Source organism: Pseudomonas sp. ARP3 (genome assembly GCF_001029595.1).
In the GTDB taxonomy this organism is placed as follows: Bacteria; Pseudomonadota; Gammaproteobacteria; order Pseudomonadales; family Pseudomonadaceae; genus Aquipseudomonas; species Aquipseudomonas rhodesiae.
Genome location: NZ_LEKF01000007.1, coordinates 171,512 through 191,451, shown reverse-complemented (window position 1 = coordinate 191,451; position 19,940 = coordinate 171,512). Strand labels below are relative to the sequence as shown.

The following is a 19,940-nucleotide window of genomic DNA, read 5'->3' as shown; positions in this document are numbered from 1 at the left end:
ACCGAGTGGCAAAGCGGCGGATTGTAGCGATAAATATTCGGCGGCAGTTGAATAATTATCACAAGGCCATCATGGGCTTTTGACGTCAATCCACCGGCTCAACATCGCCATCGAGCGCTTGCACGCCCGCACTCTTCTAGTCGTTGGCGCTAATTTGGGTTTGCCCGTCCCAGCCCCCGCCCAAGGCGGCGATCAGTTGCACACTGGCGACCAGGCGCGATTGCAGCAAGGTCAACACGCTGCGTTCGTTGCTCAGGGCGGTGGCCTGTACGGTGACCACGTCCAGGTAGGCAATCAGCCCCGCTTTGTACTGGTTCTCGGTCAGGCGCAGCGACTCGCGCGCCGCCGCCAACGCTTCGTTGCTGACCGCTGCTTCGTCTTCCAGCACCTTGAGTTGCACCATGTAGTTTTCCACTTCACGGAAACCGTCCAGTACGGTCTGGCGGTACTTGGCCACGGTTTCGTCGTAGGACGCCACGGTGCGGTCGACTTCCGCCGAGCGCTGGCCACCGTCGAACAGGGTCATGGCCAGTTTCGGCCCCACTGACCAGAAGCGGTTGGGCAGGCTGATCCAGTCGGCATAAGTGCTGCTGGAATAGCCACCGGCCAGGCTCAGGGTCAGGTCCGGGTAGTACGCGGCCTTGGCCACGCCGATATTGGCATTGGCGGCGATCACCGCGCGCTCGGCCGAAGCTATGTCCGGGCGGCGCTCCAACAGCTGCGACGGCAGGCCTACCGGGATCTGTGGCAGCTGCGGAATGTCCTTGCTCACCGCCAGGCTGAAGTTGGCCGGCGCCTCGCCGATCAGCACCGCAATGGCGTTTTCCAGTTGGGCGCGCTGCCAGATCAGATCGATCAGGCTGGCCTGGGTGGTCTTGAGCTGGGTTTGCGCCTGGGCCACCGCGTCCTTGCCGGACACGCCAGCGCGATACTGGTTTTCGGTCATTTGCAGGGAGCGTTGATAGGTGTCCAGGGTGGCTTGCAACAGCCGCGTCTGTTCATCCATCACCCGCAGTTGCAGGTAGCTTTGTACCAGTTCCGATTGCTGGCTCAGGCGCATCGCGGCCAGGTCCGCCGAGCTGGCTTCGGCGCTGGCCTCGTTGGCCTCCAGGCCACGGCGCAACTTGCCCCAGACATCCGCCTCCCAGCTCACGCCCAATTGCGCGTTGAGGGTGTCGCGGATGCCGCTGCTGGAACTGCTGAGGCTGGCGCTGCTGCTGCCGGTGCCCTGGCTGGCGCGGGTCTTGCCCACGCTGAGGTCGACGCTGGGGTAGAACGCACCGCGCGAGCTGCGCACCAACGCCTGGGCCTGGCGAAAACGTGCCTCGGCCTGAGCCACGGTCTGGTTGGCATTATTGAGCCGCGCGACCAAGTCGTTGAGCTGACGGTCGCCATACAATTCCCACCAGGCGCCGCGGGCCAGCGCGTCGCTCGGCGTGGCCTGACGCCAGCCTTGGGCTTGCTTGAACTGCGCGGGCTCGATGACCTCCGGGCGCTGGTAATCCGGGCCAATGGCGCAAGCGCTGAGCATCAGACCGCAGAGTGCCGCTGCCAACAGTTTTTGGGGGGCGTGGATTGAATCGGTCATAGCGCAGTGTCCAGGGCGGCATCGGTCCGCACGCCGCGCCAGGCATTGAAGCGATGGCGCGCGCGGTCGAGGTAAAGGTAAACCACCGGGGTGGTGTAAAGAGTCAGGATCTGGCTGAACACCAGGCCGCCAATGATGGTAAGGCCCAACGGTTGGCGCATTTCCGCACCGTCGCCGGCGCCGAGCAGCAATGGCAAAGCACCGAGAATCGCCGCCAGGGTGGTCATCAGGATCGGCCGCAGGCGCAACAGGCAGGCGCTGCGGATCGATTCCAGCGGGCTCATGCCGTCATGGCGTTCCAGTTGCAGCGCCAGGTCGATCATCAGGATCGCATTTTTCTTCACCACCCCGATCAGCAGAAACAGCCCCAATAACGAGATGAGGCTGAATTCGCCGCCCAGCAGGTAGATCGACAGCAGCGCGCCGACGCCAGCCGAGGGCAAGGTCGACAGGATGGTCAACGGGTGAATATAGCTTTCGTACAGAATCCCCAGCACCAAATAGACCGCCACCAGCGCGCCAAGAATCATGAAGGGTTGACCCTTCTGCGTCGCCGCAAAGGCATCGGCGGTGCCGGCCATTTTGGCAATCACATCTTCCGGCAGCCCCACCTTGGCGATCGCCCGTTCAATGGCGGCCGTGCCCTGCTCCACCGTGAACCCGGGGGCGATGTCGAACGCAATGTTTTCCGAGGCGAACTGGCCCTCATGACTGACGCGGTCGTCCGCCAGGCTATTTTCGTAATGGGCGATGGTGGACAACGGCACCCGCGCACCGTCGGCCGTAATCACCTGCATCTGGTTCAGGGTGATCGGATCTTGGGCATATTTGGGGTTGACCTCCATCACCACCTGGTACTGGTTGAGGCTGTCGTAGATCGTGGAAATCTGCCGCTGACTGTAGGCGTTGTTCAGCACCCCTGTGACCATGTTCATGTCGATGCCCAGACGCTTGGCCTGATCACGGTCGACGATCAGTGTCACTTGCGCCGCACCACGGCCTTCGCGCGCGTCGATGGCGGTCAGCTCCGGTAATTCACGCAATGCGGCAACCACTTTCGGGTACCACAGACGCAACGCGGCCAGGTCGCCGCTTTGCAGGATGTAGGAATACTGTGCGCTGGTCTGGTCGCGGCTGCCGCCGAATTGCAGGTCCTGGTCGGCCATCAGGAACAGGCGCCCGCCCGGCACCGGTGGCACGTTCTTGCGCAGACGCTCGATCACCGCCTGGGCCGAGACTTTGCGCTCTTTGATGGGTTTGAGCCGCACCAGCATCACCGCGTTGTTGGTGCCGTTGTTGCCACCGATAAAGCCGGCGACGCTGAGCACCGCCGGGTCCTTGAGCACCGCCTGACGGAAAATTTCCATCTTCGGCTGCATCACGCTGAACGACAGGCCGTCATCGCCGCGCACAAAGCCGATCAACTGCCCGGTGTCCTGCTGCGGCATAAAGGTTTTCGGCACCACGATATACAACGCCACGTTGACGCCGATGGTCAGCAACAGGCTGAGCAAGGTCAGGCGCCGGTGGCGCAGCACCCAGTCCAGGCTGCGGGCGTAGCCGGCGACCATGCGCTCGTTGATCCTGTGGCTCCAGCGTTGCAAACCGGTCATATGGCCTTTGACATGGGGCTTGAGCCAACGGGCGCAGAGCATCGGCGTCAGGGTCAACGACACCACCAGCGAGACGATGATCGCCGCCGACAAGGTGATGGAAAACTCGCGGAACAGGTTGGTGACGATCCCGCCCATAAACAGGATCGACAGGAACACCGCCACCAGCGACACGTTCATCGACAACAAGGTAAACCCGACTTCCTGGGCCCCCAGGTACGCCGCCTTCATCGGCGGCACGCCGTCATCGATGTGCCGGGAGATGTTCTCCAGCACCACGATGGCATCGTCCACCACCAGGCCAGTGGCCAGGATCAACGCCATCAACGAGAAGTTGTTCAACGAGAACCCGTACAGGTACATCACCGCAAAGGTGCCCACCAGCGACACCGGCACCGCCAGGGTCGGGATCAGCGAGGCGCGGAAATTGCCGAGGAACAGGTACACCACCAGGATCACCAGCCCCACCGCGATCAACAGGGTCATCTCCGCTTCGTGCAGGGTGGCGGTGATCACCGGCGAGCGGTCCATGGCCAGGCTGAGCTTGACGCTGGACGGCAGCACCGCCTGCAACGCCGGCAATTGCGCCTTGATCTGGCGCACGGTCTCGATAATGTTGGCGCCGGACTGGCGGTTGATCACCAGCAACACCGCCGCATCGTTGTTGAAGAAACCGCTGTTGTAGCGGTCTTCCACGCCGTCGCTGATCTTGGCCACATCGCCAAGACGCAAGGCTGCGCCGTTCTGGTAGCGAATCAGCAGCGGCTCGTAGTCCTTGGCCTTTTCCAATTGGTCGTTGGCTTGGATCTGCCAGTTGCGCTCGCTGTCTTCCAGCGAGCCCTTGGGCCGGCGCTGGTTGGCATTGGCGATGGTGTTGCGCACATCGTCCAGGGCCACGCCGTACTGATCGAGAGCCTTGGGTTCGAGTTCGATGCGCACCGCCGGCAAGGAGCTGCCGCCGATCTGCACTTCACCCACGCCCGGCACCTGGGACAGGCTCTGGGACAGGATGGTGGAGGCCAGATCGTAGAGCTGGCCCTTCTGCAACACGTCCGAGGTCAGCGACAGCACCATGATCGGCGCTTGGGACGGGTTGATCTTCTTGTAGGTGGGCATGCTGCGCATGCCGCTGGGCAGCAGATTACGCGAGGCGTTGATGGCCGCCTGCACTTCACGCGCCGCGCCGTTGATATCGCGGTCGGAGTCGAAGGCCAGAATCACCCGGGTCGAGCCCTGACTGGAACTGCTGCTCATGGTGGTGATGCCGGCAATCGAGCCGAACGAACGCTCCAAGGGCGTGGCCACGGTGGACGCCATCACCTCGGGGCTCGCGCCAGGCAGGCTGGCCGACACCACGATCACCGGGAAGTCGATCTGCGGCAACGGCGATACCGGCAGCAGGTTGAAGCTCACTCCGCCGAGCAACATGATCGCCAGGCTCAGCAGCATGGTGGCTACCGGCCGGCGAATGAACGGTCCGGACAGGTTCATGACTCAACCGGCTCCAGGCTCTGGGGTTCTTTGCGCCAGCGGCGGCCCAGGCGATCGAAATACAGGTAGATCACCGGGGTGGTGAACAGCGTCAACACCTGGCTGACCAGCAGCCCGCCGACCATTACCAAGCCCAAGGGTTGGCGCAGCTCCGCGCCGGAACCGCTGGCCAGCATCAACGGCACGGCGCCGAACAGCGCGGCCAGGGTGGTCATCAGGATCGGCCGGAAACGCAGCAGCGCCGCCTGATAGATCGCGGTCTGCGGGTCCAGGCCCTGATTGCGTTCGGCGTCGAGGGCGAAGTCGATCATCATGATCGCGTTCTTTTTGACGATACCGATCAACAAAATGATGCCGATGATCGCGATCATGCCCAGGTCATTGCCGCTGAGCAGCAACGCCAACAAAGCCCCCACCGCCGCCGAGGGCAAGGTGGACAGAATGGTGATCGGGTGGATGTAGCTCTCGTAGAGCACCCCCAACACGATGTACATGGTGACCACCGCCGCCAGGATCAGCAGCAAGGTACTCGACAACGAGGCTTCAAACGCCTGGGCCGCGCCCTGGAACTGGGTCTGCACGCCCACCGGCATGCCGATGTCTTTCTGCGTCTGGTTGATCAGCTCCACGCCTTTGCCCAACGCCACGCCGGGTGCGAGGTTGAACGACATCATCACCGCCGGGAACTGGCCGATGTGCGCCACGGCCAACTGGGCCTGGCGCTGTTCCACCTTGGCCAGGCTCGACAAGCGCACTTGGCCGCCGTCGGTGGTTTTGACGTAGATCTGGTTCAGCGCGTCCGGCCCGAGGGTTTCGCCGGATTGGGCCTGCAACACCACGCGGTACTGGCTGGCCTGGGTGTAGATGGTCGAGATCTGCCGCTGGCCGAAGGCGTCATACAGCGCATCGGTGATGTTCGAGACGCTGACGCCCAGGCGCGAGGCGGCATCGCGGTCGATCACCAGGTATACCTGCAGGCCCTTGTCCTGCAGGTCGCTGGCCACATCGGTGAGTTCCGGCAACTGGCTGAGGGCGTGTACCAGTTTGTCGCTCCACAACGCCAGCAACTCGGCATCCGGCGATGACATGCTGAACTGATACTGGGTGCGACTGACGCGGTCTTCGATGGTCAGGTCCTGCACCGGCTGCATAAACAAGCGAATGCCCACCAGCTTGTCGATTTGCGGTTGCAGGCGCGTAATCACTTGGGCCGCGCTGAGGTCGCGCAGGCCGTGGGGCTTGAGGTTGATCAGCAAGCGGCCGCTGTTGAGTGTGGCGTTGTCGCCATCCACGCCGATATAGGACGACAGGCTTTCCACCGCCGGGTCGGCGAGGATGATCTTGGCCAACTCCTGCTGACGCTGGCTCATCGCCGCAAAGGAAATCGACTGCGGCGCTTCGGAAATGCCCTGGATCACGCCGGTGTCCTGCACCGGGAAAAACCCTTTGGGCACCACCAGGTACAGCACCACGGTCAGGCCGAGGGTGGCGATGGCCACCAGCAGGGTCAGCGGTTGGTGCTTGAGCACCCATTGCAACTTGCGCCCGTAGCCTTCGATCAACCAGTCGAGCCAGGCGCCGCTGGCCTTATAGAAACGGCCCTGTTCTTCTTCCTTGGGCTCACGCTTGAGCAGGCGCGCGCACATCATCGGCGTGAGAGTCAGGGACACCACCAGGGAAATCAGGATCGCTACCGCCAGGGTGATGGCGAACTCGCGGAACAAGCGCCCAACCACATCGGCCATGAACAGCAGCGGGATCAGCACCGCGATCAGCGACAGCGTCAGGGAAATCAGAGTGAAACCGATCTGCTTGGCGCCCTTGAGCGCGGCAGCCAGGGGCGTTTCGCCCTCCTCGATATAGCGGGAAATGTTCTCCAGCATCACGATGGCATCGTCCACCACGAAGCCGGTGGCAATGGTCAGGGCCATCAGCGTCAGGTTGTTGATGGAGAAGCCCGCCAGGTACATCACGCCGAAGGTGCCCACCAGGGACAGCGGCACGGCGATGGACGGGATGATCGTAGCACTGACACGCCGCAGGAACAGGAATGTCACCATCACCACCAGGGCAATGGCGATCAGCAGTTCGTGCTGCACGTCTTTGACCGACGCGCGGATGGTCTGGGTGCGGTCGGTGAGCACGGTGACGTCGAGGCCGGCCGGTAGGTTATCGGTGATACTCGGCAGCAGCGCCTTGATGCGGTCGACCACCTCGATCACGTTGGCACCCGGCTGGCGCTGGATATTGAGCAGCACGGCCTGGTTCTGGTTGGCCCAGGCGGCCAGGCGCTCGTTCTCGGCGCCGTCGACGATCTGCGCGACGTCCTTGAGACGCAGCGGCGCGCCATTGTTGTAGGCCAGGATCAGTTCGGCGTATTGCTGGGGCGAGACTAACTGGTCGTTGGCATCGAGCATCGAAACCCGCGTGGGGCCGTCGAAGTTGCCCTTGGGCTGGTTGACGTTGGACGCGGCGATCAAGGTGCGCACGTCCGAGAGGTTCAAACCATTTGCCGCCAGGGCCTCGGGGTTGACCTTGATGCGCACGGCCTGGCGCTGACCGCCGGCGATGCTGACCATGCCGACGCCGCTGATCTGCGCGATTTTCTGCGCCATGCGCGTATCGACCAGGTCATTGAGCTTGGGCAGCAGCATGGTCTTGGAGGTGATGGCCAGGGTCAGTACCGGGGTGTCCGCCGGGTTGACCTTGTTGTACACCGGCGGCGCCGGCAGGTCCTTGGGCAGCAGGTTGGTGGCGGCGTTGATCGCGGCCTGCACCTGTTGCTCGGCCACGTCCATATTGATGTCGAGGTTGAAGCGCAGGGTCAGCACCGAGGCGCCGCCGGAGCTGGTGGAGGCCATCTGGGTCAGGCCGGGCATTTGCCCGAACTGGCGCTCCAGGGGCGCGGTGACCGCGCTGGTCATCACATCCGGGCTGGCGCCGGGGTACAGGGTCATTACGCGGATGGTCGGGTAGTCCACCTGGGGCAAGGCCGACACCGGCAGCAAGCGGTACGCAATGATGCCGGCCAGGACAATGGCCAGCATGCTCAGGGTGGTAGCGACCGGGCGAAGAATAAACAGCCGCGACAGGTTCATGAACCGACCTTTTGCGCCTTGCCGGCGGTGCTGCCGGTCTCCCCTTTGGCCGCAGGCTTGCCTTGCAGGTGTTCGGTCGGCGTGGTCGGCACTTCGCTGCTGTCGTTGACCACGTCCACTTCACTGCCGTCCTTGAGGCGGTCGGTGCCTTCCAGCACCACCCGGTCGCCGGCGACCAGGCCCTGCTTGATCACAGTGTTGTCGCCGTCGGAGTCGCCCACCACCAACGGCTGGACCTTGACCTTCTTGTCGCCATCGAGCTTGTAGACGAAGGTGCCATTGTTGCCGAACTGAATGGCCGCCGAGGGCGCGAGCACCACGTTGTGCAAAGTGTCGGCCAGCAGGTGCACATTGACGAACTGGTTGGGGAACAGCGCCTGGTCCTTGTTATCGAAGCGCGCCTTGAATTTCAGGGTGCCCGTGGTGACGTCGATCTGGTTATCCAGGCTTTGCAGTACGCCGGTGGCCTGAATTTTCGCATCGCCACGGTCCCAGGCTTCCACAGGCAATTTATTGCCGGCGTGGTAACGGGTCAGGACCGTGTCCAGGGTGTTTTCCGGCAAGGTGAAGGCCACGCTGATCGGCTGGGTCTGGGTGATCACAGCCAGGGCGGTGGTGTCGTTGGCCGCCACCAGGTTACCCACATCAAGCTGGCGCAAGCCCACACGGCCACTGATGGGCGCGCGGATCTTGGTGAATTCGAGGTTGAGCTTGGCGTCATCCACCGCACCCTGGTTTGTCTTGACCGTGCCCTGGTATTGCAGGACCAGCGCTTCGGCGGTGTCCAGGATCTGTTTGGCGATGCTGTCCTGGGCATACAGGTCACGATAGCGCTGCACGTCGACCTGGGCGTTCTTCAACTGGGCCTGGTTCTGCAGCAAGGTGCCCTGGGCTTGGAGCAAGGCGTTCTGGTAGCTGCGCGGGTCGATCTCGGCGAGCAGATCGCCGGCCTTGACCATTTGCCCTTCTTCAAAGGCTATTTTCACCAGCTCCCCGCCCACTCGGCTGCGCACATTGATGGTATTGAGCGCGGTAACCGTGCCCAGCGCCTTGTAGTAGACCGGGAATTCCCCCTGCACCACCGGCGCCACACGCACCGGCACCGGACCGGTAGAGCCGCCGAAGCCCGGGCGCGCCATACCGGTTTTGCCGGTGTGCCCGGCCGGTGCGTCTTTATGGGCCGCGCCGCTTGGCCAGAATTTCCAGCACAGGCCGGCGATAACCAGCAGCACAAGCAGGCCAAACAGCCAGCGACGGGAGTGACGGGGGGAGGATTGCATGGAGTGATCAACCATTGGGCGCGAGAGCTTCTTCTTTGGGAGGCTGAAAGATAAGCACTGGGGCGCATTTAGAAAAGCGCCTTTACCGGCTATTTACCTTGGGCTTACAACATGTGACTTGAGGATCTTAGTCCATCGGCCTATTCCAGCTAAGCATTTGAAGCACAAATGAAAACGGCCTGGACTAGGCCAGGCCGCAATCATGTATCAAGCGTGTTACTGCAAAACGACAGCAATGCGCCGAAACAGTTACTTCAATACTGCCAGGGCAGCTTCGTAGTTCGGCTCCTGGCCGATTTCCGATACCAGCTCGCTGTGCAGCACGGTGTCGTTCTCGTCCAGCACGACCACCGCGCGGGCGGTCAAGCCTTTGAGCGGGCCGTCGGCGATGGAAACACCGTAATCAACCGCGAAATCCGAATCACGGAAATCCGACAGGCTTTTCACGTTTTCCAGGCCTTCGGCACCGCAGAAGCGCGCCTGGGCGAATGGCAGGTCGGTGGAGATGCACAGCACCACGGCATTGTTCAGCGAACTGGCCTGATCGTTGAACTTACGCACCGAAGTGGCGCAGGTCGGGGTGTCGACGCTTGGGAAGATATTCAGCACTTTGCGCTTGCCGGCGAAGGTCGCCAGGGTTGCGTCCGACAGATCGCCGGCGGTCAGGGTGAAGTCGTGGGCCTTGGCGCCAACTTTCGGCAGTTCGCCTTCAACCTGGACAGGGTTGCCTTTGAGGGTGACTTGAGCCATGAACGGAATCCTTATGCTGGGTTTGGTTTAAACGAATGCGAGAGGCGGAAGTTAACCACAAAGTACGATGACCACCTACCGCCAGACACAAATTGTCATGTCGCCGGTTGTGGTTTAATTGCGCGCCTTTCGCCCTGCCCTGCAAGGAAACCGTTGTCGATGAAGCCGCCTGCTACCCGAGTCCTGGTCATTGGTTATGTCTGGCCGGAGCCGCGCTCCTCGGCCGCGGGCGGGCATATGATGCAGATTCTCGAAACTTTTCTGACACAAGGTTGGGACATCACCTTCAGCAGCCCCGCCGCGCTCGGCGAACATAAGGCCGACCTGGCGGCGCTGGGTATCGCCGAGTGCGCCATCGAGCTGAATAACAGCAGTTTCGATGACTTTGTCCGCGAACTGGCCCCGGATATCGTGCTGTTCGACCGTTTCATGATGGAAGAACAGTTCGGTTGGCGCGTCGAAAAGCACTGCCCGAATGCCCTGCGCGTGCTGGAAACCTCCGACCTGCAAAGCCTGCGCGACGCCCGCCATCAGCGCCTAAAGGAACACCTCAAAATCGAGCCCGATAGCGATGACTTCACCGCGCTGTTCGCCCCGGCCTTGACCGAAGAATTCCAGCACATGGCCAACACCGACCTGGCCAAGCGCGAGATCGCAGCAATTTACCGTTGTGATATCAGCCTGATGATTTCCGATGTGGAAATCCGCCTGCTCACCGAACAATTCAAGGTGCCGGCCGCCCTGCTCCACTGGTGCCCGCTGATGCTGACGCCGCCGAGCGAGGCGTTCGCGTCGTTTGAGGAGCGTGCACACTTCCTCAGCATCGGCAACTTCCGCCATGCGCCCAACTGGGATGCGGTGCTGTGGATGAAGAACAGCCTGTGGCCACGCATCCGCCAGCAATTGCCAGGGGCCCAGCTGCATATCTACGGGGCCTATACGCCGCCCAAGGCCACTGCCCTGCACAACCCGGCTCAGGGCTTTCATGTCATGAACTGGGCCGAGGATGCCCTGCGCGTGATGAGCGCCGCGCGTATCTGCTTGGCGCCGTTGCGCTTTGGCGCCGGAATCAAGGGCAAGCTGGCCGATGCCATGCTGTGCGGCACGCCGAATGTCACCACACCAATCGGCGCCGAAGCCATGGGCGATGAACAGCCCTGGCCGGGAGCCATCGCGGCCGATGCCGAGGCTCTGGCCGCTGCCGCCGTGGCGTTGTATCAGGACCGCGACAGTTGGACGAAGGCACAGGAACACGGGCGCCACCTGCTGGCTCGGCGTTACGCCCAACAGATCCACGGCCCGGCGCTGATCGAGTGCCTGCAACAGTGCCGCAGCCGCCTCACGGCCCATCGCCGGGATAACTTCACCGGCAGCATGTTGCGCCACCACGCCCACAAGAGTACCCAGTACATGGCGCAGTGGATCGAGGCGAAAAACCGCAACGGGTAAACACAGACGTTGGCGAGGAGGTGCGCCAGGGGGCATTATCCTACGCAGCAACCACAATAAAGCGACGGCAGCATGACCCGAGCAACGCGCATCACCGACCCTTCCTACGAGTTGATGGACGATCACAACGGTCTGTCCATCATCTATCGCCAGCATGGCTTCCCCTGCCCGCTGGTGCGCTGGCATTTCCACAAGGAATACGAACTGCACCTGATCGTCGCCAGCTCCGGCAAGGTGTTTATCGGCGACTACATCGGCAACTTCTACCCGGAAAGCCTGTTCCTCACCGGCCCCAATCTGCCCCACAACTGGATCAGCCAGGTGGAGGAAGACGAAGTGGTGCCCAAGCGCGACATGTTGGTGAACTTCACCGATGAACTGCTTGAACAGGGCAGCCACATTTTCGCCGAACTCAAAAACCTCGCGCCGCTGCTGGAGCGCGCGCAGTCGGGTATCGAGTTTCGCTGCAAGCACACCATCGCCCAGGCCGTGACCTTGATGCAGCGCATCGAGGACGCCCAGGGCATGGCGCGCCTGGGGCATTTCTTTATCCTGCTGGACGTGTTGAGCGCGTGTGACGACTACCAACTGCTGTCGGGGGTGACAGCACCGCAAACGGCCGACGAGCACAGCATCGACCGCACCAACCGCGCGGTGGACTACATCTTCGCCCACTACGCACGGGAGTTGCCGCTGGAAGAAGTGGCCGAACACCTGGGCATGAAACCCACTTACTTTTCCCGCGTGTTCAAACAGGCCACCGGGCGCACGTTTATCGAATTCGTCAATCGGTTGCGCATCAGCAAGTCCTGCGAGCTGCTGGCCGATGGCGATAAGGCCGTGACGGATGTGTGCTTTGAGTCGGGCTTCAATAACATCTCCAACTTCAATCGACGCTTTCAACAGCTCAAGGGCATGACCCCGTCCCATTACCGGCGACTGGCGGTACAACGCTTGACCGAGCAGAACCTGGCCTGAGAGTGATTTTTCACTGGCTGATATAGAGGTTAAGTACTGCACTGATCGTTCCCACGCGGGGCGTGGAACGATCTTGCTGAGTGCAAAAAAGTATCAGTCCCAGTGTTCCCAAGGATTTGTCACACCGCCAATTGAAGGCTGTAATCAACGCACACTCTTCCTGACTCTCTGTAGGAAGACACAACAACAATAACTGTCCTTCCGTAGCCCCTGGGCGCGGAAATGGAGTGCGCGATGAAGTTCCCAGCAAAAGCTCTGCTTGCCTCTACGTGTATGACTGCATGTATGACCCTCAGCGCCGTCAGCCTTGGCGCGCAGACCCTGACCATTGCCACCGTCAATAACAGCGACATGATCCGTATGCAGAAGCTCTCGAAGACCTTCGAGGCCGAGCATCCGGAGATCAAGCTGAACTGGGTGGTGCTCGAAGAAAACGTGCTGCGCCAACGCCTGACCACCGACATCGCCACCCAGGGTGGGCAGTTCGATGTCTTGACCATCGGCATGTACGAAGCCGCACTCTGGGGCGCCAAGGGTTGGCTGGAGCCGATGAAGGACTTGCCGGCGTCCTACGACCTCGACGATGTGTTCCCTTCGGTGCGTGACGGTTTGTCCGTCAAGGGTTCGCTGTACGCCCTGCCGTTCTATGCCGAGAGCTCGATCACCTATTACCGCACCGACCTGTTCAAGGATGCCGGGCTGACCATGCCTGAGCACCCGACCTGGAGCCAGATCGGCGAATTCGCCAGCAAACTCACCGACAAGAGCAAAGAGCAATACGGCCTGTGCCTGCGCGGCAAAGCCGGTTGGGGCGAGAATATGGCGCTGATCACCACCCTGGCCAACGGCTACGGTGCGCGCTGGTTCGATGAAAAATGGCAGCCTGAATTCAATGGCCCGGAATGGAAGAACGCGCTGAATTTCTACGTCGACAACATGAAGAAATCCGGTCCGCCGGGGGCGTCCAGCAACGGCTTCAACGAAAACCTTGCGCTATTCAACAGCGGCAAGTGCGCGATCTGGGTCGACGCCAGCGTCGCCGGCTCGTTCGTCACCGACAAAACCCAAAGCAAAGTGGCCGACCACGTCGGTTTCACCTTCGCGCCCCATGAAACCACGGACAAAGGCACGTCGTGGCTGTACTCCTGGTCCCTGGCGATCCCGACCAGTTCCAAGGCCAAGGACGCCGCCAAAGTATTCACCAGTTGGGCCACGTCCAAGGAATACAGCCAGTTGGTGGCCAAGACCGATGGCATCGCCAACGTACCGCCAGGTACGCGCACATCGACCTACAGCGATGAGTACATGAAGGCTGCGCCGTTCGCCAAGGTCACGCTGGAATCGTTGAAAGTTGCCGATCCGACCAAGCCGACGCTCAAACCGGTGCCGTATATCGGGATCCAGCTGGTGACCATTCCTGAGTTCCAGGCGATTGGTACCCAGGTCGGTAAGTTCTTCTCCGGTGCGCTGACCGGTCAGCAGACGGTTGATGCAGCATTGACTGCGGCGCAGACCACCACCGAGCGGGAAATGAAGCGGGCCGGTTACCCCAAGTAACCTGAGCCTCACCACCGTCAAGGTGGGAGAGGGCTTGCCCCCGATAGCAGTGGATCAGCCAACTGATTCATCGACTGACACTCCGCTATCGGGAGCAAGCCCCCTCCCACACTGACCGCACTCCGATCCTTGCTCCGCACTGGCGTTAATTACCATGAATACACCTGCCAAAAACCGCCTGGCCAACCCCGGCTGGTTTCTCGTCAGCCCCTCGGTTGTCCTACTGTTGCTATGGATGATCGTGCCGCTGGGCATGACCCTGTACTTTTCGCTGATTCGCTACAACCTGCTCTACCCCGGCGAGAATGAATTCGTGGGGCTGGAGAATTTCACCTACTTCATCACCGACTCCGGCTTCCTGCCCGGCGCCACCAATACCCTGCTGCTGGTCGGCAGTGTGCTGTTGATCAGCGTGGTGTTCGGCGTGTTGATCAGTGCGCTGCTGGAGGCCAGTGAGTTCTTCGGTCGCGGCCTGGTGCGGGTGTTGCTGATTTCACCGTTTTTCATCATGCCCACCGTCGGCGCGCTGATCTGGAAAAACCTGATTTTCCACCCGGTGTCCGGGGTGCTCGCCGCCGTCTGGAAACTGTTCGGCGCCGAGCCGGTGGACTGGCTGGCGCACTACCCGTTGCTGTCGATCATCATCATTGTGTCGTGGCAATGGCTGCCCTTCGCGATCCTGTTGCTGATGACCGCCATGCAGTCCCTCGACCAGGAACAAAAGGAAGCCGCGCGCCTGGACGGTGCCGGCGCCATCGCGATCTTCTGGCACCTGACCCTGCCGCACCTGGCGCGGCCGATTGCCGTAGTGGTGATGATCGAAACCATCTTTTTGCTGTCGGTGTTCGCGGAAATCTTCACCACCACCAACGGTGGCCCGGGCTACGCCTCGACCAACCTCGCGTACCTGATCTACAACCAGGCACTGGTGCAGTTCGACGTGGGCATGGCCTCGGCCGGCGGCTTGATCGCCGTGGTCATCGCCAATATCGCGGCGATCATCCTGGTGCGGATGATCGGCAAAAACCTGACTGACAAGCCTTGAGGGCCGCGCCATGACGCTTCAACAATCCCGTCGCCTGCAAAGCCTGCTGCTCGGCACCCTGGCCTGGGCCATCGCGATCCTGATTTTCTTCCCGATCTTCTGGATGGTGCTCACCAGCTTCAAGACCGAAATCGACGCGTTCGCCACGCCACCGCAGTTCATCTTCACGCCGACCCTGGAGAACTACCTGCACATCAACGAGCGCAGCAACTACTTCAGCTATGCATGGAACTCGGTGCTGATTTCCTTCAGCGCCACCGCGCTGTGCCTGCTGATCTCGGTGCCCGCGGCCTACTCCATGGCGTTCTACGAAACCCAGCGCACCAAACGCACGCTGCTGTGGATGCTGTCGACCAAGATGCTGCCGCCGGTGGGCGTACTGATGCCTATCTACCTGCTGGCCAAAAGCTTCGGCCTGCTGGATACGCGCATCGCGCTGATCATTATCTACACCCTGATCAACCTGCCGATCGTGGTGTGGATGGTCTACACCTACTTCAAAGACATCCCCAAGGACATCCTCGAAGCCGCGCGCTTGGACGGTGCCAGCCTGTGGCAGGAAATGGTCCGCGTGCTGCTGCCGATTGCCAAGGGCGGCCTGGCCTCCACCGTGCTGCTGTCGCTGATCCTGTGCTGGAACGAAGCGTTCTGGTCGCTGAACCTGACCTCGTCCAGCGCCGCGCCATTGACCGCGCTGATCGCCTCTTACTCCAGCCCCGAAGGCTTGTTCTGGGCCAAATTGTCCGCCGTTTCGACCCTGGCCTGCGCGCCGATCCTGATCTTTGGTTGGATCAGCCAGAAACAGCTGGTGCGCGGTCTGTCCTTCGGTGCAGTTAAATAATAATTCCTAGCGGAGGCCCGTCATGGCCAACCTGAAAATCAAGAATCTGCAAAAAGGCTTCGAAGGTTTCTCGATCATCAAAGGCATCGACCTGGAAGTGAATGACAAAGAGTTCGTAGTCTTCGTCGGCCCATCAGGCTGCGGCAAATCCACCTTGCTGCGCCTGATCGCCGGCCTGGAAGAGGTGAGCGACGGCACCATCGAACTGGACGGGCGCGACATCACCGAAGTGACCCCGGCCAAGCGCGACCTGGCGATGGTGTTCCAGACCTATGCTTTGTACCCGCACATGAGCGTGCGCAAGAACATGTCGTTCGCCCTCGACCTGGCCGGTGTCGATAAGAAACTGGTGGAGAGCAAAGTCAGCGAAGCGGCGCGCATCCTCGAACTGGGCCCGCTGCTGGAGCGCAAGCCCAAGCAACTCTCCGGCGGCCAGCGCCAGCGTGTGGCCATCGGCCGGGCCATTGTGCGCAACCCCAAGATCTTCCTGTTCGACGAACCGCTGTCCAACCTCGACGCCGCCCTGCGCGTGCAGATGCGCCTGGAACTGGCGCGCCTGCATAAAGAGCTGCAAGCGACCATGATCTACGTGACCCACGACCAGGTCGAAGCAATGACCCTGGCCGACAAAGTCGTGGTGCTTAACAGTGGCCGCATCGAACAGGTCGGCTCGCCCCTGGAGCTGTATCACCAGCCGGCCAACCTGTTCGTGGCGGGCTTTTTGGGTACGCCGAAGATGGGCTTCCTCAAAGGCCAGGTCAGCCGGGTCAGCGGCCAGGACTGCGACGTGCAGCTGGACGCCGGGACATTGGTCACGTTGCCGTTGAGCGGCGCCAGCCTGAGCGTCGGCAGCGCGGTGACCCTGGGCATTCGCCCGGAGCACCTGGAAATCGCCACGCCGGGGCAAACCAGCCTGACGGTGACCGCCGATGCTGGCGAGCGCCTGGGCAGCGACACGTTCTGCCACGTCATCACCGCCAACGGCGAGCCGTTGACCATGCGTATCCGTGGCGATATGGCCAGCCAGTACGGCGAGACGCTGCAACTGCACCTGGACCCGACGCACTGCCACCTGTTCGACACCGATGGCAACGCCGTGGCCCGCCCACTGCGCGCCGCCGCCTGATTTCGCGAGTATTACGCTATGAAGCTGAATAAACAGAACCTCACCCAACTGCCGCGTGAGATCCAAGTGCCGGCCTACGCCATTGCCAGCACCTCCCAGGGTATTGCCCATATCGGCGTCGGCGGCTTTCATCGCGCACACCAGGCGTATTACACCGATGCGCTGATGAACACCGGCGAGGGCCTGGACTGGAGCATCTGCGGCGTCGGCCTGCGCGCCGAAGACCGCAAGGCCCGCGACGACCTGGCCGGCCAGGACTTTCTATTCACCCTGTACGAACTGGGCGACACCGACGACACCGAAGTGCGCGTGATCGGTTCGATCAGCGACATGCTGCTGGCCGAAGACGGCGCCCAGGCGCTGATCGACAAATTGGCCGAGCCCGCGATTCGCATCGTTTCGCTGACCATCACCGAAGGCGGCTATTGCATCGACGACAGCACCGGCGAATTCATGGCGCACCTGCCGCAGATCCAGCATGACCTGGCACACCCGCAAGCGCCGACAACCGTGTTCGGCTTTATCTGCGCCGCGCTGACCCAGCGCCGCGCCGCCGGCACGCCCGCCTTCACGGTGATGTCCTGCGATAACCTGCCGCACAACGGCGCGGTCACACGCAAGGCGCTGCTGGCCTTCGCCGCCCTGCGCGATGCCGAGCTGCATGACTGGATCGCCGCCAATGTGAGCTTCCCCAATGCCATGGTCGACCGCATCACCCCCATGACCAGCACCGCGCACCGTCTGCAACTGCATGACGAACACGGCATCGACGATGCCTGGCCGGTAGTGTGCGAGCCGTTTGTGCAGTGGGTGCTGGAGGACAAGTTCGTCAACGGCCGACCGGCCTGGGAAAAGGTCGGCGTGCAGTTCACCGATGACGTTACCCCTTACGAAGAAATGAAAATCGGCCTGCTCAACGGCAGCCACCTGGCCCTGACCTACCTGGGCTTTCTCAAGGGCCACCGGTTTGTCCACGAAACCATGAACGACCCGTTGTTCGTGGCCTATATGCGCGCCTATATGGACCTGGACGTCACACCGAACCTGGCGCCGGTGCCGGGCATCGACCTGACCGAATACAAGCAGACCCTGGTGGATCGCTTCTCCAACCAGGCCATCGCCGACCAGTTGGAACGGGTCTGTTCGGATGGCTCGTCGAAGTTTCCCAAGTTCACTGTGCCGACCGTCAACCGTCTGATTGCCGATGGCCGCGAGACCGAGCGCGCGGCGCTGGTAGTGGCCGCCTGGGCCCTGTATCTCAAAGGTGTGGATGAGAACGGCGCACGCTACAACATTCCCGACCCGCGCGCAGCGTTCTGTCAGAGCCTGGTAACTGACGATGCGCTGATCAGCGTGCGCCTGCTGGGGGTGGAAGAGATTTTCGGCACGGCTATTCCCAATTCGCCTGCGTTTGTGGCAGCGTTCGAACGGTGTTTTGTCAGCTTGCGGGATAACGGCGTGACCAAAACCCTGCAGCAGTTACTGAAAAAACCGGCTTGAAATGTGGAAGGGAGCTTGCCCCCGATGGCGCTGGGTCAGTCAACTAATTCATCAACTGACCTCCCCTTATCGGGGGCAAGCCACCTCCCACATTGGGATAGCATTTAACTTCCAACAATAATGCTGAGCACCCCCTCATGACCCAGCAAAACCTGTTCCTCGGCATCGACTGCGGCACCCAGGGCACCAAGGCTATCGTCCTCGACGCAAGCAGCGGCAAGGTACTGGGCCTCGGTGCTGCGGCCCACACCCTGATCAGCGCTGCCAATGGCCGCCGCGAACAGCACACCCAGGAATGGCTGGACGCGTTCACCGAAGCCACCCATCGCGCCCTGCAACAGGCCGGCGTCGACGGCCAGGACATCCTCGGCATTGGCGTATCCGGCCAGCAGCATGGGCTGGTGCTGCTGGATGAGCACGGCCAGGTGCTGCGCCCGGCCAAGCTATGGTGCGATACCGAAACCGCCGCCGAGAACGACCGCTTGTTGGCCCACCTCGGCGGCGAGCGTGGCTCCCTGGAACGCCTGGGCGTGGCCATTGCACCCGGCTACACCGTCTCCAAACTGCTGTGGACCCGCGAACAACACCCGGACCTCTTCGCCCGCATCGCCCATATCCTGCTGCCCCACGATTACCTCAACTACTGGCTCACCGGCCGCGCCGTCGCCGAGTATGGCGATGCGTCGGGCACCGGTTACTTCAATGTGCGCAATCGTGAATGGGATACGGCTCTGCTACGGCACATCGACCCGAGCGGCCGCCTGGAGCGGGCCCTGCCGCCGCTGATCGAGGCCGATCAAAGCGTGGGCACTATCCTGCCGGCCATCGCCGAACGCCTGGGCATCAACCCCAACGCCGTGGTCTCCAGCGGCGGCGGCGACAATATGATGGGCGCCATCGGCACCGGCAATATCGCGCCGGGGGTGATAACCATGAGCCTGGGCTCGTCCGGCACCGTGTATGCCTTTGCCGACCAGCCCAACGTCAGCCCCCAGGCCTCGGTGGCGACGTTCTGCTCGTCCAGCGGCGGCTGGTTGCCGTTGATCTGCACCATGAACCTGACCAACGCCACCGGGGTGATCCGCGAGCTGTTCGAGCTGGACCTGCCTGCCTTCAATGCCTTGGTCGAACGCGCGCCCATCGGCGCCGACGGCGTGAGCATGCTGCCGTTTCTCAACGGCGAACGCGTACCCGCCCTGCCCCACGCCACCGGCAGCCTGCATGGGCTGACCATGACCAACCTGACCCGCGCCAACCTGTGCCGCGCGGTGGTCGAGGGCACGACCTTCGGCCTGCGCTACGGCCTCGACCTGCTGCGCCAGACCGGCCTACAAAGCCAGAGCATCCGCTTGATCGGCGGCGGTTCGAAAAGCCCGGTGTGGCGGCAGATGGTCGCGGATATCATGCACACCGAAGTGGTCTGCACCGAACAAAGCGAAGCCGCCGCCCTGGGCGCGGCGATCCAGGCGGCGTGGAGCCAGACCGGCGAATCCCTGGCCAGCCTCTGCGACAGATGCGTGAGCGTCGACCCGGCCAGCCGTACCGTGCCGGTGGCAGCCCATGTCAGCGCCTATCAACAGGCTTACGAGCGCTATCAGCAGCTCGTGGCAACCCTTTAAGAGCG

13 protein-coding genes are annotated in these 19,940 nt (G+C 62.0%); 8 read left to right on the top strand and 5 right to left on the bottom strand.

The features are described 5' to 3' along the window. Nucleotides 1-136: 136 nt before the first annotated feature. The 5 genes from ABX75_RS11235 to tpx all read right to left on the bottom strand — a co-directional run bounded on the left by ABX75_RS11235 (nucleotide 137) and on the right by tpx (nucleotide 9,820). Entirely contained in the window at nucleotides 137-1,588 is a 1,452-nt protein-coding gene (locus tag ABX75_RS11235) for an efflux transporter outer membrane subunit (RefSeq protein ID WP_047881948.1), read from the bottom strand. Beyond that, a complete protein-coding gene (locus ABX75_RS11230) occupies nucleotides 1,585-4,692 on the bottom strand; it encodes an efflux RND transporter permease subunit (protein WP_047881947.1) in 3,108 nt (1,035 codons plus the stop codon). The genes ABX75_RS11235 and ABX75_RS11230 overlap by 4 nt, the downstream gene beginning before the upstream one ends. Continuing rightward, nucleotides 4,689-7,790, bottom strand: a complete 3,102-nt coding sequence (locus tag ABX75_RS11225) for an MdtB/MuxB family multidrug efflux RND transporter permease subunit (RefSeq protein WP_034097146.1) — start codon at nucleotides 7,788-7,790, stop codon at nucleotides 4,689-4,691. Before ABX75_RS11225 ends, ABX75_RS11230 begins: the two co-directional genes overlap by 4 nt. Continuing rightward, on the bottom strand, nucleotides 7,787-9,085 hold the full coding sequence (locus ABX75_RS11220) for an MdtA/MuxA family multidrug efflux RND transporter periplasmic adaptor subunit (RefSeq protein ID WP_047881946.1): 1,299 nt from the start codon (nucleotides 9,083-9,085) through the stop codon (nucleotides 7,787-7,789). Before ABX75_RS11220 ends, ABX75_RS11225 begins: the two co-directional genes overlap by 4 nt. A 234-nt stretch (nucleotides 9,086-9,319) precedes the next feature. Further along, on the bottom strand, nucleotides 9,320-9,820 hold the full coding sequence (gene tpx / locus ABX75_RS11215; RefSeq protein WP_047881945.1) for a thiol peroxidase: 501 nt from the start codon (nucleotides 9,818-9,820) through the stop codon (nucleotides 9,320-9,322). 159 nt (nucleotides 9,821-9,979) lie between these two features. Here tpx and ABX75_RS11210 point away from each other — a divergent pair, with 159 nt between their 5' ends. The 8 genes from ABX75_RS11210 (at nucleotide 9,980) to xylB (ending at nucleotide 19,935) form a co-directional block, all read left to right on the top strand. Beyond that, nucleotides 9,980-11,269, top strand: coding sequence for a glycosyltransferase (locus ABX75_RS11210; protein ID WP_047881944.1), 1,290 nt, complete (start codon nucleotides 9,980-9,982; stop codon nucleotides 11,267-11,269). Between the two features lie 72 nt (nucleotides 11,270-11,341). Next, nucleotides 11,342-12,247, top strand: coding sequence for an AraC family transcriptional regulator (locus tag ABX75_RS11205; RefSeq protein ID WP_034097140.1), 906 nt, complete (start codon nucleotides 11,342-11,344; stop codon nucleotides 12,245-12,247). A 234-nt stretch (nucleotides 12,248-12,481) separates the two neighbouring features. Then, nucleotides 12,482-13,804, top strand: a complete 1,323-nt coding sequence (locus tag ABX75_RS11200; RefSeq protein WP_034097138.1) for a sugar ABC transporter substrate-binding protein — start codon at nucleotides 12,482-12,484, stop codon at nucleotides 13,802-13,804. A 154-nt stretch (nucleotides 13,805-13,958) separates the two neighbouring features. Beyond that, on the top strand, nucleotides 13,959-14,849 hold the full coding sequence (locus tag ABX75_RS11195; RefSeq protein ID WP_034113238.1) for a carbohydrate ABC transporter permease: 891 nt from the start codon (nucleotides 13,959-13,961) through the stop codon (nucleotides 14,847-14,849). A 10-nt stretch (nucleotides 14,850-14,859) separates the two neighbouring features. After that, entirely contained in the window at nucleotides 14,860-15,690 is an 831-nt protein-coding gene (locus ABX75_RS11190) for a carbohydrate ABC transporter permease (protein WP_034137967.1), read from the top strand. A 22-nt stretch (nucleotides 15,691-15,712) separates the two neighbouring features. Continuing rightward, nucleotides 15,713-16,816: an ABC transporter ATP-binding protein gene (locus ABX75_RS11185; RefSeq protein ID WP_047881943.1), complete on the top strand. Its 1,104-nt coding sequence runs from the start codon at nucleotides 15,713-15,715 to the stop codon at nucleotides 16,814-16,816. Between the two features lie 18 nt (nucleotides 16,817-16,834). Then, complete coding sequence (locus ABX75_RS11180; RefSeq protein ID WP_047881942.1) at nucleotides 16,835-18,316, top strand: mannitol dehydrogenase family protein; 1,482 nt, start codon at nucleotides 16,835-16,837, stop codon at nucleotides 18,314-18,316. A gap of 137 nt (nucleotides 18,317-18,453) precedes the next feature. Beyond that, nucleotides 18,454-19,935 carry a xylulokinase gene (xylB, locus tag ABX75_RS11175; RefSeq protein WP_034097128.1) on the top strand — a complete coding sequence of 494 codons (1,482 nt, stop codon included), beginning with the start codon at nucleotides 18,454-18,456 and terminating at the stop codon, nucleotides 19,933-19,935. Nucleotides 19,936-19,940 lie beyond the last annotated feature (5 nt).